This window comes from Jejuia pallidilutea, assembly GCF_002973595.1.
Taxonomy (GTDB): domain Bacteria; phylum Bacteroidota; class Bacteroidia; order Flavobacteriales; family Flavobacteriaceae; genus Jejuia; species Jejuia pallidilutea.
The window spans coordinates 56362-69375 of record NZ_PVEO01000008.1 but is presented as its reverse complement, the minus strand read 5'-3'; the positions used below and the strand labels follow the sequence as shown (position 1 = coordinate 69375).

13 protein-coding genes and 1 tRNA gene are annotated in these 13014 nt (G+C 33.4%); 8 read left to right on the top strand and 6 right to left on the bottom strand.

Going from position 1 to position 13014, the window contains the following annotated elements:
* The first annotated feature begins 15 nt into the window (after positions 1 to 15).
* The 4 genes from CLV33_RS13365 (at position 16) to CLV33_RS13350 (ending at position 3150) form a co-directional block, all read left to right on the top strand.
* The gene (locus tag CLV33_RS13365) at positions 16 to 720 is read left to right on the top strand and encodes a hypothetical protein (protein ID WP_105474341.1); all 705 of its coding nucleotides are present in this window, start codon (positions 16 to 18) and stop codon (positions 718 to 720) included.
* A gap of 29 nt (positions 721 to 749) precedes the next feature.
* Entirely contained in the window at positions 750 to 1535 is a 786-nt protein-coding gene (locus CLV33_RS13360; RefSeq protein WP_042246549.1) for a diadenylate cyclase, read from the top strand.
* Complete coding sequence (locus CLV33_RS13355; RefSeq protein WP_105474340.1) at positions 1535 to 2326, top strand: DUF3667 domain-containing protein; 792 nt, start codon at positions 1535 to 1537, stop codon at positions 2324 to 2326. Before CLV33_RS13360 ends, CLV33_RS13355 begins: the two co-directional genes overlap by 1 nt.
* Positions 2327 to 2424: 98 nt before the next feature.
* Positions 2425 to 3150 carry a DUF3667 domain-containing protein gene (locus CLV33_RS13350; RefSeq protein WP_170064023.1) on the top strand — a complete coding sequence of 242 codons (726 nt, stop codon included), beginning with the start codon at positions 2425 to 2427 and terminating at the stop codon, positions 3148 to 3150.
* Here CLV33_RS13350 and CLV33_RS13345 read toward each other — a convergent pair.
* Both CLV33_RS13345 and truA read right to left on the bottom strand, forming a co-directional pair.
* Entirely contained in the window at positions 3147 to 4916 is a 1770-nt protein-coding gene (locus CLV33_RS13345; protein ID WP_105474338.1) for an ABC transporter ATP-binding protein, read from the bottom strand. The genes CLV33_RS13350 and CLV33_RS13345 overlap by 4 nt on opposite strands.
* Positions 4917 to 5660, bottom strand: coding sequence for a tRNA pseudouridine(38-40) synthase TruA (gene truA / locus CLV33_RS13340; RefSeq protein ID WP_105474337.1), 744 nt, complete (start codon positions 5658 to 5660; stop codon positions 4917 to 4919).
* Between the two features lie 506 nt (positions 5661 to 6166).
* On the opposite strand from truA, the gene CLV33_RS13335 reads away from it, so the two are divergent.
* Both CLV33_RS13335 and CLV33_RS13330 read left to right on the top strand, forming a co-directional pair.
* Complete coding sequence (locus CLV33_RS13335) at positions 6167 to 6661, top strand: metallophosphoesterase family protein (RefSeq protein WP_042246563.1); 495 nt, start codon at positions 6167 to 6169, stop codon at positions 6659 to 6661.
* Positions 6662 to 6924: 263 nt separating this feature from the next.
* The gene (locus CLV33_RS13330; RefSeq protein WP_105474336.1) at positions 6925 to 7353 is read left to right on the top strand and encodes an FKBP-type peptidyl-prolyl cis-trans isomerase; all 429 of its coding nucleotides are present in this window, start codon (positions 6925 to 6927) and stop codon (positions 7351 to 7353) included.
* 200 nt (positions 7354 to 7553) lie between these two features.
* On the opposite strand, the gene CLV33_RS13325 is transcribed toward CLV33_RS13330, so the two are convergent.
* A complete protein-coding gene (locus CLV33_RS13325) occupies positions 7554 to 7964 on the bottom strand; it encodes a DUF4293 domain-containing protein (RefSeq protein WP_105474335.1) in 411 nt (136 codons plus the stop codon).
* A gap of 201 nt (positions 7965 to 8165) precedes the next feature.
* Between CLV33_RS13325 and rho the strand changes: the two genes are divergently transcribed.
* Positions 8166 to 9776 carry a transcription termination factor Rho gene (gene rho, locus CLV33_RS13320; protein WP_105474334.1) on the top strand — a complete coding sequence of 537 codons (1611 nt, stop codon included), beginning with the start codon at positions 8166 to 8168 and terminating at the stop codon, positions 9774 to 9776.
* A 564-nt stretch (positions 9777 to 10340) separates the two neighbouring features.
* Positions 10341 to 10763, top strand: a complete 423-nt coding sequence (locus CLV33_RS13315) for a RidA family protein (protein WP_394340407.1) — start codon at positions 10341 to 10343, stop codon at positions 10761 to 10763.
* Between the two features lie 69 nt (positions 10764 to 10832).
* On the opposite strand, the gene rpsT is transcribed toward CLV33_RS13315, so the two are convergent.
* The 3 genes from rpsT to proS form a co-directional block, all read right to left on the bottom strand.
* Complete coding sequence (gene rpsT / locus CLV33_RS13310) at positions 10833 to 11084, bottom strand: 30S ribosomal protein S20 (RefSeq protein ID WP_105474332.1); 252 nt, start codon at positions 11082 to 11084, stop codon at positions 10833 to 10835.
* A 25-nt stretch (positions 11085 to 11109) separates the two neighbouring features.
* Positions 11110 to 11181, bottom strand: a tRNA-Glu gene (locus tag CLV33_RS13305).
* A 257-nt stretch (positions 11182 to 11438) separates the two neighbouring features.
* Positions 11439 to 12917 carry a proline--tRNA ligase gene (proS, locus tag CLV33_RS13300; protein ID WP_105474331.1) on the bottom strand — a complete coding sequence of 493 codons (1479 nt, stop codon included), beginning with the start codon at positions 12915 to 12917 and terminating at the stop codon, positions 11439 to 11441.
* Positions 12918 to 13014 lie beyond the last annotated feature (97 nt).

Below are 13014 nucleotides of genomic sequence, written 5' to 3'. Positions count from 1 at the left end.
AGATTTTTTTAAATAATGAAAAATACATTTCTAATAGTAGTAGCAGTTCTTTTTATTTCCTGTGTAAACGAAAGAGAACTACAACTACCACAAATTGATAATGCTAAAATTAATGAAATAACAGACGTATCTGCAGCATACTTATTTTATGATGAAACTAAAACTGACAGTACAGACCTTAACCGAAAAAATTTAATAAGCACTACAAATTGGCTAGTTAATGTAGATAAACGCCTCACTTTAAAACAAGCCATTCCACACATTAAATTTTTACAATCCAAAAAGAAATCTTCAAGTCATAAAAATGAAAAGGCAAAAAACTATTTTACTTGTTATGACTTGAGTAAAAACAATTTAGGGTTTTTGGAGTTTACAGAAATCAACTATCATTACAGTTTTCAAGATTTGTATGAGCGAAAAGATATAGAGCTTTCAACACCAAACCACGAAACATTGATTCAAGTTATAAATTTAGATTCCATAAGAATACATTTTCCTGAATTTGCCAATCCTAATTTTACCGATGAAATAAGCTCAAACAAAAACGATCTTTTAAACGATTTAACAAAAATAAAAGATAAAACTAACATTGTTTTATACTCCTCTTTCCTATCCAATCTTAAATTTCAAGATTATATTACATTTCAGAATATCATAAGAAAATTAGAGGTGGATGGAATTAAAATATCAAATCACGAATTCATTATAGATTCCATGTAATTTATTAAATTTACCAAAACCCTTTACCCTTGAACATCTTTGATGACATTTTAAACCTTCGTTTTATAGATTACCTTGATGTATTTTTAGTAGCGCTTCTACTCTACTATTTGTATAAACTTGTTAAAGGTACTGTAGCCATAAATATTTTTCTCGGTATCATTATCATCTACGGTGCTTGGAAATTAACCGAATTCTTAAACATGGAATTGCTAAACGGCATTTTTGGCGGGTTTATGAAAGTGGGTATTATAGCATTAATTGTGGTGTTTCAACCAGAAATACGCAAGTTTTTACTTATGGTAGGCTCTACCAATTTTAGCAGGCGTCGTAAATTTTTAAAACAGTTCAAATTTTTAAAAACCGAAGGCACAATTGCTACTAATGTTGATGCTATTATTTCGGCTTGCAATAAAATGAGCATGTCTAAAACAGGCGCCTTAATAGTGTTTGAACGCAATAACAACCTCGATTTCCTCTCCGAATCTGGCGATGAAATGAATATTAAAGTAACTCAACCCATTATAGAAAGTATATTTTTTAAGAACAGCCCACTGCACGACGGTGCCATTATTGTTAGTAATAATATTGTGAAAGCTACACGTGTTATTCTTCCTGTTAACAACGATAAAAACATACCTCAACGTTTTGGCTTACGTCATCGTGCCGCCATTGGCGTAACCGAAAAAACCGATGCTTTAGCTTTGGCTGTAAGTGAGGAAACCGGACACATTTCGTATTTTAAAGACGGTGAATTTGTAGTGTTCGAAGATACAACCGAACTTGCCAAAATAATTAAAAAAGACCTCTCCTAATGGTTTGTAAAAACTGTAGCACTTCACTAAAAACTAATCAAAACTTTTGTTTTGAATGTGGTGCTAAAGTTATTAGAAACAGGCTAACGTTTAAAAATATTTGTTCTGAAATTAACACCTATTTTTTTAACCTCGACAATAAATTATTAAAAACTTTAATCACGCTTTTTAAGGCGCCAGAAAAGGTTATTGTAAGCTATATAAATGGTACAAGAAAAAAATATGTTGATGTTATTCAGTATTTCGCTATTTCTTTAACATTAGTTGGTATTCAAGTGTTTTTAATGAACACGTTTTTTAAAGAAGCTCTAGAGTTAGATAATTTTTATGGAGATACCTTTAAAAACATGGGCAATCAAGAAGATAATCCTTTCTCGCCAGAGTATATGGATTATAGTTTTGTTAACAACTACCAAAGTTTAATTTATGTACTAAGCGTACCAATTTCGGCATTTTCTACTTGGGTGGCTTACTATATAGTTGGAGACCGACGCTACAATTTTACAGAACATATTGTAATTAACCTCTATTATTCGGCACAAATAATTATTATTAGTAGCGTACTTAGCATTCTATTTTTAGTTTGTGGTGGTGATTATTTAACAGTTTCTTTATTTGTAAGTGTTCTAACATTTATATATCTGTTATTTGTTTTACACCGTGTTTTTAAAACAAGTCTTTTAGAAAGCATTGCACGGTTTTTATTAATTGCTTTTATATATGCAATAATATTTATAGTTATAATAATATTCCTTTCTATAGGAGCAATTTTTTATAAATATTTAAATTGATGAACTGTAAAAACTGCAACACGAAACTGGTCTCAGATAGTGCATTTTGCCATAAATGCGGAGCTAAAAGCATAGAAAAAAGACTCACGCTTAAAAATTTGATTCAACACCTAGGTGAAACTTTTTTTAATTATGATAATAAATTACTAAAAACTATTGTTTGCCTTTGTAAAGCACCAGAAGAGGTTATCGATAGTTATGTAAAAGGTGTTAGAAAGCGATATATAAACCCCATAAGCTTTTTTGGAATCTCATTAACCTTAACAGGGTTTAGTATTTTCATTATAAAGAAATTTTATAAAAATGCTTTAGATGCATCTCAACTTTTTGACACTTCTACAATGTATTCTAATAAAGTATCAGAAGATATAATGGCATCTTCGGCCGATTTTTCTCTAGAATATTCCTCACTTATATATGCGTCTATGATTCCCTTATTCGCACTTATCTCGTGGATATTATTCTTGAACAAACGCTATAATTTTACAGAACATTTAGTGAGTTACATGTACAGCATGTCGCTATACTCTATCACTTCAGTAACTCTAGGACTTATCGTACTTGTAATTGCACCTAGCTACTACCTTAAATTTGGTATGTGGCTTTACTTGGTGGTTCTGCTATACCATTGTTTTTTATTAAACAGATTATTTAAGCTATCTGCTGGCGAACTTATTCTAAAAACATTTTTATTTTTAGTAATACTCCTTTTTGTGTTTGGAGGCATATCTATTATTGCTGGAATAATTTGGGCTATAATTATGCACTTAAATGGCGATTTAGAACCTATAATTGAGGCACAAAAAGCGGCAAAAGGTGGTTAAACTAATTCTTTTTCTTTTAGAAACTGAACCTCGTATAGATTCTTGTAGTAACCGTTTTTCTTTTTTAGCAGCTCTTTATGTGTACCCTGTTCTACAATTTCGCCATTGTCCATCACTAAAATTTTATCAGCTTTCTTTACAGTAGCCAATCGGTGTGCAATAACTATTGAGGTTCTTCCCTTTGTAATTTTATCTGTAGCATTTTGAATTAACTGTTCTGAATAAGAATCTACAGAAGACGTTGCTTCATCTAGCACCAAAATACTGGGATTGGTAACATAAGCCCTTAAAAATGAAATGAGTTGACGCTGGCCAGAAGACAACATAACACCACGTTCTTTAACATTATATTGATAACCACTAGGCAAGCTACTAATAAATTCGTGCACACCAATAGATTTAGCAGCTTCAATAACTTGATGTTCTGTAATGTTAGGATTGTTAAGTGTAATATTATTTAAAATTGTATCTGCAAATAGAAACACATCTTGTAAAACTACAGCAATTTGTGTGCGCAAAGAGGCCAGTGTAACATCCTTAATATCTATAGCATCTACGGCAATTACTCCACTTTTAATTTCATAAAAACGATTTAATAGATTTATAATCGTAGATTTCCCAGCTCCAGTTGCCCCAACAATAGCTATAGTTTGTCCCGCTTTTACATCAAAAGAAACACCTTTTAATACCGGTTCGTCATCCACATAATTAAACCATACGTTTTTAAAAGTAATATCGCCTTTAAAATGTGCCGCTTCGTAGGTACCATTATCGTCTATTTGCGATGTGGTATCTATAACCCTAAAAACCCTAGTTGCTGCTACCATACCCATTTGCAACGTGTTGAACTTATCAGCAATTTGTCGTAATGGTCTAAACAACTTTGGAATAAACATAATAAATGCAAAAAGCACGCCTTGAGATGCTGTGTCGCTTAACGCGTATGACATTCCACCGTACCAAACCACCAAACCAATAGTGATAGACGACGATAATTCTGCAATAGGAAAGAAAATAGAGTTATACCAAATTGTTTTTAACCAAGCTTTTTTATGGCGTTCGTTTATCTTTCTAAACTTTTCATTTTCAATAGCTTCTCTTGCAAACAATTGTAAAATTTTCATGCCCGTTAAACGCTCTTGCACAAAGGAATTTAAGTTAGAAACTTCGGTACGCACTTCCTCAAACGCTTTTTTCATGTACTTTTGAAATAACCGTGTGGCATATAACACAATTGGCAACATAGCAAATACAATAAGGCTTAATTTCCAGTTCATGTAAAACATGGCACCAGAAACCACAATCATGGTAAGTAAATCTTTAAATATCTGAAATAAGCCTTGACCAAAAATATCGGCAATACGCTCCATATCGGTTACGGAACGTGTAATTAGCACCCCAACCGAAGAATTATCGTAATACTTCATTTTAAAACGAAGCAAGTGATTAAATAATTTAACGCGAACATCCTTAACAACATGTTGCCCTAACCAACCAGAGTAATAAATAAATACTAACTGGAATATAAATTCTAAACATAACAAACCTACCATTACCAATACAAACCATAAAAAGCCTTCGGCTATTTTGTTTGTTAGGTTCTCATCAATAGCATGTTGTAGTAAAATAGGTGTAGCAATACCAAGGCCCGCAATAATAATTACAGAAACAAACAAAATTGTAAACACCAGTTTGTACGGTTTAATAAACTGAAACAGTCGTTTAAACAACGATACATCAAATATTTGTTCTTTTGGCTTTGTCATTTAAGGTTTAATGGTTTCTGGGTATTCCACTTTGGTTAAGTACAAACCGTGTGCTGGTACCGAGTATCCAGCTTCACTTCGATTTTTAGATTGTATAATGGTGTGTAAATTGTTAACTTCTATTTTACCCAAACCAATATTAATCATGGTGCCTACTATGGCACGCACCATGTTTCTTAAAAAACGGTCTGCAGTAATCTCAAAATGCAACTCGTTATGTTTTGCAATCCATTGGGCTTCCATTATATCGCAATGATACGTTTTTACATCGGTATTCGACTTAGAAAAGCATTGAAAATCTTTATAATCAAATAAAATTTTTGCGGCAGCATTCATCTTATCTATATCTAAAGGTTGCTTTAACGCATAGGCCAATTTATGTGTAAATACATTTTTATGTAAACCTACACGGTATATGTAGCTTCTCTTAGTAGCATCAAAACGTGCATGCGCATCGGGGTTCACTTTAAAAATGGATATAATGGCTATATCGTAAGGCAAAAAAGAGTTGAGTTTGTACACCAAATCTTCCGCCTTAAATTCCCTAGCTGTATCAAAATGCGCAAACATTTGTTTAGCGTGCACACCAGTATCTGTACGTCCTGCACCCATTACAGCTATGGTTTCATTTAACAAGGTAGACAAAGCATTTTCTAAAACCTCTTGAACCGTTACAGCTGTAGGTTGTTTTTGCCAACCGTGGTAGGCGCTACCATTATAAGAAAGTTCTATAAAATATCGCAACTCATGTAATGCTTTAGTAAGGGTGCAAAGATAGACAGATTTGTGCTTCTTAAAAAGCACCATATCTTAATTAAATATTAAAAGATTTTGGGCACCTACCTGCCAGTGCTGAGCGAACAAGCAACACTTCTAAAGTCAGGTTCTGGCTTTAATTACTTTAGCTATTATTATCAGGATTATATTCTTAACACAGTGTGTTCCTAAGATTTGCTTTAAAACTAAACTTTTGTTTTTTTATGAAGGTTAGTTTAGCGGTTCGTTTAGAAATTTCATAATTTTATTTTTTTAATAGATGCTTCTTTTTACAAAACGTTGCGTTAAATACTCTCACCCTCTAATATTACATTTATTTTTAATGACTTAATACGCAGTATTAAACGAATTTCAGTATTTGTCTAACAAAGCCAATAGAAACCCATAAAAAGTTTAAAAACCTTTTACCTAAAGATTCCATAACTTTACCAACATAAGTATGTTTTCGAAATACTGAAGTAAATTAAATACAAGTGACAAAAATATTACTCCTATCAGACACCCACAGCTACATAGACAACACTATTTTAAAATACGTAAAACAAGCTGATGAAGTATGGCATGCCGGTGATATTGGCGATTTAAAAGTTACAGATGCCATTAAAGCCCTAAAACCACTTCGTAGTGTTTATGGTAATATTGATAGTACCGAAATACGAACCGAATTCCCAGAACACAATCGTTTTATGTGCGAAGGTGTAGATGTTTGGATTACACATATTGGGGGGTATCCTGGGGCGTATAACATGCGAATTCGTGAAGCCATAAAACAAAATCCACCACGGCTATTCATATGTGGGCACTCTCACATTCTTAAAGTTATGCCAGATAAACAATTAAACCTTCTTCACATGAACCCTGGCGCGGTAGGCAAACATGGATTTCATAAAACTAGGACCATGTTGCGCTTTACCATTAATAACAAAAAAATTGACAACCTAGAGGTTATTGAGTTTTCAAAAAGATAACCGTTTGTAGCGCTGCAAAACATTACATCGAGTGCCAGTTAAATAAATTTCTTCCATAAGGCATCAAATTCGCAATTGCGATAGTTTTTTATATGCTAAAAAAAACCTTTAAGTATATAGAAAACACGCACTAAAAAAGGGCTAAATTGAAAAGACATGTTTAAATTATAGTAATGGCAATACTGGAAAGACACCAAAAAAGGCTACATTCTATTTTACAAATCGTACTTTTGCCTAAATATAAAAAGTAAACATTATTATTTATGAGTAAAGTAAAAGAAAATGATACGGTAAAAGTACATTACACAGGAAAATTAAGCAATGGGCAAGTTTTTGATAGTTCTTTAGAAAGAGAACCTCTAGAAATTACACTTGGCAAAGGCATGCTTATTCCTGGTTTTGAAAAAGGTATCATTGCTATGGAGGTAAACGAGAAAAAAACTATTAATATACCTGTTGAAGAAGCTTATGGTGAGGTTAATAAAGAATTGTTCTATGACGTAAAAAAGGAACAACTACCACCAGACATGACACCCGAGGTTGGCATGGGGCTTGCTTCTAAGGATGAAAACGGAAGAGAGATACAATTTAGAGTTGCAGAGGTAAAAGAAGACCATATTGTTGTTGACGCAAACCACCCTTTGGCTGGACAAGAATTAATTTTTGACTTAGAACTGGTTGAAATAAAATAAGAGACATTAACAATTTATACAAGCCTGAAACTTATGTTCAGGCTTTTTTTTGGCCTCAATTAAAGTTTTTATCTAGCTTTTGTAAGGGTTTGTTCTATTTTCTGTTTTGAATACTGTTCGCTTTCCAAAACAACATTTCATTAAAAAAGCCCAAGATCTTCACCTTGGGCTTACGCACTAATACTACTAAGATGTTAGGTTTAACGTAATCTATCTACAGATTTTACAAGATCTTCATCCTTTTTAATGGCTTTATTGGCCAAGGCCAAAAACACGATAGAAATAATAGGAAGAAGCATCCCAATACCTTTCTCAGAAACAATAGTTTCTCCAGATAAATTTAGAGATAAATACACGAAAAATCCTAGTAAAAAAAAGTTTAATATGATGTTAAGACGCCCCAATACAAATTGAAGCTTCCTGTTTTTGTATAAAAAAATAGTAACTAACGATAATGCGCCAGATACTAAAAATGCTGCAAAGTATGGCAACTCGTCTTTCGCAAAAACCGCAGTACCATTGTCTGTAACCCATAAATGAAATACAAATATTAGCACCAAAGCATTGGCTGCCGCTAATAGTAAATAAACACTTTGTATGCGCTGTAACATATAAATTTTGTAATCTGGATTGCAAAAATAGTAGTTTCTTTATAAAATTGACAGTATAAATTAAAATAAAGTTGTATTATTGCAATAATAATTCTCAACAATCGCTAATACAGATTGTTAACTCTTCAGAATAAAAAATCTATTTTTTTTCGGAAAACTCAAAATTTTATATCCAATATAATAGCATTCAACGAAACATTTATGTTTGAAATTTCACAACTAAAAGAAAAGAAACTTATTGATTTACAAGAGATTGCAAAACAATTAAGTATACCTAAGTACCGATCTATGAAGAAATTAGATTTGGTATATCAAATCCTAGATTATCAGGCTGCCAACCCAAAAGCTGCTAAAGAAGTAGCTCCTACAGCAGAACAAAATACAGAACAACCTGCTAAAAAAACAAGACAGCGTGTGCAAAAAGCACCTAAAAAAGAGGCTAAAAAAGAAGACAATGCGCCTTCTAAAAGCACTCAAGAAAAACCAGCTACTGATAGTAAGGATAACAAATCTTCTAACGAGAAAAACCAAAAGCCCTCTAACAACAACCAAAACAGAGGGCAACGTGATAATAAGCAACGTAACCAAAACACGCGTCGCGACAATAGCAACCAGCACAAAAATCAGAGCCATAAAAACCAAGGCAACAATGGTAATAAAGACAACAGAAACCGTTACCGCGAACCAGATTATGAGTTTGATGCCATTATTGAAAGTGAAGGTGTTCTAGATATTATGCAAGACGGCTATGGGTTTTTAAGATCTTCAGATTACAACTATTTATCATCTCCAGATGATATTTATGTATCGCAATCGCAAATAAGATTGTTTGGCCTTAAAAAAGGCGATACAGTTTTAGGGCATGTAAGACCGCCTAAAGAAGGTGAGAAATACTTCCCTTTAATTAAGGTAAGCAAAATTAACGGTCAAGATCCCAATGTGGTTAGAGACCGTGTAGCCTTTGAGCATTTAACCCCTTTATTTCCTCAAGAAAAATTTAATATCGCCGAACGCCAAAGTACCATTTCTACTAGAATTATGGATTTGTTTGCTCCTATTGGTAAAGGGCAACGTGGTATGATTGTTTCGCAACCCAAAACAGGTAAAACTATGTTACTTAAGGATGTGGCAAATGCTATAGCTGCAAATCATCCTGAGGTTTATCAAATGATTTTATTAATTGATGAACGACCAGAAGAAGTTACCGATATGCAACGTAATGTACGTGGAGAGGTTATTGCTTCTACCTTCGATAAAGAAGCTCACGAACATGTAAAAATTGCCGATATTGTTCTTGAAAAAGCAAAACGTTTGGTAGAATGTGGTCACGATGTGGTTATTCTACTAGATTCTATTACACGTTTAGCACGTGCTTACAATACGGTACAACCTGCGTCTGGTAAAATATTAAGTGGTGGTGTAGACGCTAATGCACTACACAAACCAAAACGCTTCTTTGGTGCTGCGCGTAACATAGAAAATGGTGGTTCACTTACCATTATAGCAACTGCACTTACTGAAACAGGCTCTAAAATGGATGAAGTTATTTTTGAAGAATTTAAAGGAACTGGTAACATGGAACTTCAGTTAGATAGAAAAATATCTAACCGTAGAATTTTCCCAGCTATCGATCTTACTTCTTCAAGTACACGTCGCGACGATATACTGCTAGACGAAAACACTGTACAGCGTATGTGGGTAATGCGTAAATATTTAGCAGATATGAACCCAGTAGAAGCAATGGAATTTATTAACGACCGCTTTAAGCAAACTAGAAATAACGAAGAATTTTTAATTTCCATGAATGGATAATTAAAAAGTGACTAACTCAAATTAACTAAGCCTTGATATATTTTTATCAAGGCTTTTTTCATGAATGTTCTTAATTATATAACAAAACAAAAAATATATTGATTACGTCATTACAAGGCAACGTAGAATCTCATCAATTATCAATAGATTTTTCACTTCATTCTAAATAAAAAAATACCATTATACACGATTACTAACATCAGTCTTTATTATTTATAGATTGAAAAAGTCTCTGTCCTAACTTTTTTAGTGTTAATGAAAAAAAAGTCTAATCGCGGTATAAAGTGCTTAACACTAAATTAAATAACCAATTATGGAAATAAATTTAGCGATAAGAAAACCCTTTTATTACAGAGCTTTTATTAATTTAAGCAAAAACTTTTTGATTAAAGTTCTTTAAAATATAATTTTAAGTATCAAGGGAAAGCCGAAAACCTAATACAGTAGGCAAAATATTATTATACAATTATGAAAAAACCAACTATTCCTATCAAGCAATTCATCTTGCCTTTTTTTCTCCTTGCCCTAGCCTTTACATTTCAAAATTGCCAACAAAAGGAAAAAGTGAAACACGAAAAAGAAACCATTGTTAAAATTGAGCGTCCTGAGTATTTTCTTCTTAGGCCAGATATAGAAAAAGCATACGGGTATTCACATGCTGTAAAAATAGGTAGCAGTATAAAAATTTCTGGAGCTGTAAGTATGGACGACCAAGGAAATCCTACTGCCATTGGTGATTTGGGACAACAAATGAAAAATTGTTATGCTGACTTAGAAAAAATTTTAAAGCATTTTAATTGCTCTTTTGATGATGTTGTTGTAGAAAATATTTTTACCACTAATATGCCATTGTTTCTTGAAAATGCAGCTTACAGAAATAAAATATATACAAAACATTTCCCAACAGGTTCATGGCTTGGGGTTAAGGAGCTAGCAATACCAGAGTTTATGATTGAAATTGAACTGGAAGTCCATAAATCTGAATAGTAAAGCGCACAAAAAAACCACTCAAAATTGAGTGGTTTTTTCAAATATTATATAACTATGTACTATCTATTAAAGTGCAGCAATGTGTTTTGCTAAACCAGATTTTAAATTAGCAGCTTTGTTAGCGTGAATAATGTTTTTCTTTGCTAGTCTATCTAACATGGAAACTACTGAAGGAAACATAGCTTCTGCTTCTTTCTTATCAGTTAATTCACGTAACTTTTTTATAGCACTACGAGTGGATTTATGCTGGTATTTATTTACTACGCGTTTTGCTTCGTTACTTCTAATTCTTTTTAAAGCTGACTTATGATTTGCCATTTTATTTTTTTCTTGTTAAATGTTGTAGCCCGTAGGGGAATCGAACCCCTCTTACCAGGATGAAAACCTGGCGTCCTAGCCGATAGACGAACGGGCCATTTGGTTATTACATTTTTAAATGAACCTGCAACGTTTCCATTGCGGATGCAAAAATACAACTATTTTTAAATGTTGCAACACTTGATTAATTTTTTTTTAAAAAAATTTAATTTGCACCATTTGAACGCTAAAAAAACGGAATTAATCCTGCTCTAAATAAGGCTTAAAATATAAACACAAGCTCAGCTGAGACTCTAATTTTTGGAAAAACACAAAAACAGAAATCACCTAATCACATTTTTTATTCCATTGGTATTAGTACGCCTTTGCAAATAAAACACGCTTTTGTGATGGTTTACCAGAATACACGCAAACACCTTCTTCTTCCTTGGCATCTAAAGGAATGCAACGTATGGTAGCTTTAGTAATTTCTTTTATTTTGTCTTCCGTTTCGGTAGTACCGTCCCAATGTGCAGAAACAAAGCCGCCTTTAGTTTCTATGGTTTCTTTGAATGCATCAAAATTATCTACTACAGTAATATGCTCGTTTCTAAAAATTAATGCTTTGTTAAATAGTGCTTTTTGTATATCTTCTAGCAAATCTTCAACAACAACACTAACCCTATCTAAAATTACAGTTTCCTTAGTTAACGTATCCCTTCTGGCAACCTCAACAGTTTCATTTTCTAAATCTTTTGGTCCAATTACAATGCGCACTGGCACACCTTGTAATTCGTGTTGCGCAAATTTTGCTCCTGGTCTTAACGTATCACGTTTATCGAATTTTACAGAGATGTTCCTATCCCTTAAATCGCCAATAATATCTTCGGCTACTTTACTAATAGCATCAAGCTGTTCTTCATTTTTATAAATAGGCACAATTACTACCTGATAAGGCGCTAAATTTGGAGGTAGCACCAACCCATTGTCATCACTATGAGTCATAATCAACGCTCCCATTAAACGAGTAGACACTCCCCAAGAGGTAGCCCAAACGTAATCTTGCTTTCCTTCCTTGTTAGCAAACTTCACATCGAATGCTTTTGCGAAATTCTGTCCTAAAAAGTGAGATGTACCTGCCTGTAAAGCCTTTCCATCTTGCATTAAGGCCTCTATACAATACGTGTCTTCTGCTCCTGCAAAACGCTCGCTTTCTGTTTTTACGCCTTGTATTACAGGAATAGCCATAAAGTTCTCTGCAAATTTTGCATAAACGCTGTTCATTAACTTGGTTTCCTCGATAGCCTCGGCTTTTGTTTCGTGTGCGGTGTGCCCTTCTTGCCATAAAAATTCTGCAGTACGCAAAAATAAACGCGTTCGCATTTCCCAACGTACAACATTGGCCCATTGGTTTATTAACAAAGGTAAATCTCTGTAAGACTGAATCCAATTTCTATAGGTATTCCAAATAATAGCCTCACTGGTTGGGCGTACCACCAATTCCTCTTCAAGTTTTGCCTCTGGGTCTACTCTTAATTTACCTTCGTTATCAGGATCAGACTGTAGCCTGTAGTGAGTAACTACAGCACACTCTTTGGCAAAACCTTCTGCATTTTTCTCTTCGGCCTCAAACAAACTTTTAGGCACAAATAAAGGAAAATAAGCATTTTGGTGCCCTGTTTCCTTAAACATTCGGTCTAGTTCTGCTTGCATTTTTTCCCAAATAGCATAACCATAAGGTTTAATAACCATACAACCTCTTACTGCGGAATTCTCCGCTAAATCAGCCTTAACAACTAATTCGTTGTACCATTTTGAATAATCTTCTGCCCTACTGGTAAGTTTTTTGCTCATATCGGTTCTTTGGCACAAATATTGTGTTTATGTTAAATAAAAAAATAGTTGCGCAAAACTAACTATTTTTGTGATGTTCAACAATTAAATTATAGAG

Excerpts from the sequence above, each read along its gene's own strand:
- CLV33_RS13345 (WP_105474338.1), bottom strand. The coding sequence starts at position 4,916 with ATGACAAAGCCAAAAGAACAAATATTTGATGTATCGTTGTTTAAACGA.
- CLV33_RS13365 (WP_105474341.1), top strand. The coding sequence starts at position 16 with ATGAAAAATACATTTCTAATAGTAGTAGCAGTTCTTTTTATTTCCTGT.
- CLV33_RS13330 (WP_105474336.1), top strand. The coding sequence starts at position 6,925 with ATGAGTAAAGTAAAAGAAAATGATACGGTAAAAGTACATTACACAGGA.
- CLV33_RS13355 (WP_105474340.1), top strand. The coding sequence starts at position 1,535 with ATGGTTTGTAAAAACTGTAGCACTTCACTAAAAACTAATCAAAACTTT.
- proS (WP_105474331.1), bottom strand. The coding sequence starts at position 12,917 with ATGAGCAAAAAACTTACCAGTAGGGCAGAAGATTATTCAAAATGGTAC.
- rpsT (WP_105474332.1), bottom strand. The coding sequence starts at position 11,084 with ATGGCAAATCATAAGTCAGCTTTAAAAAGAATTAGAAGTAACGAAGCA.
- rho (WP_105474334.1), top strand. The coding sequence starts at position 8,166 with ATGTTTGAAATTTCACAACTAAAAGAAAAGAAACTTATTGATTTACAA.
- CLV33_RS13325 (WP_105474335.1), bottom strand. The coding sequence starts at position 7,964 with ATGTTACAGCGCATACAAAGTGTTTATTTACTATTAGCGGCAGCCAAT.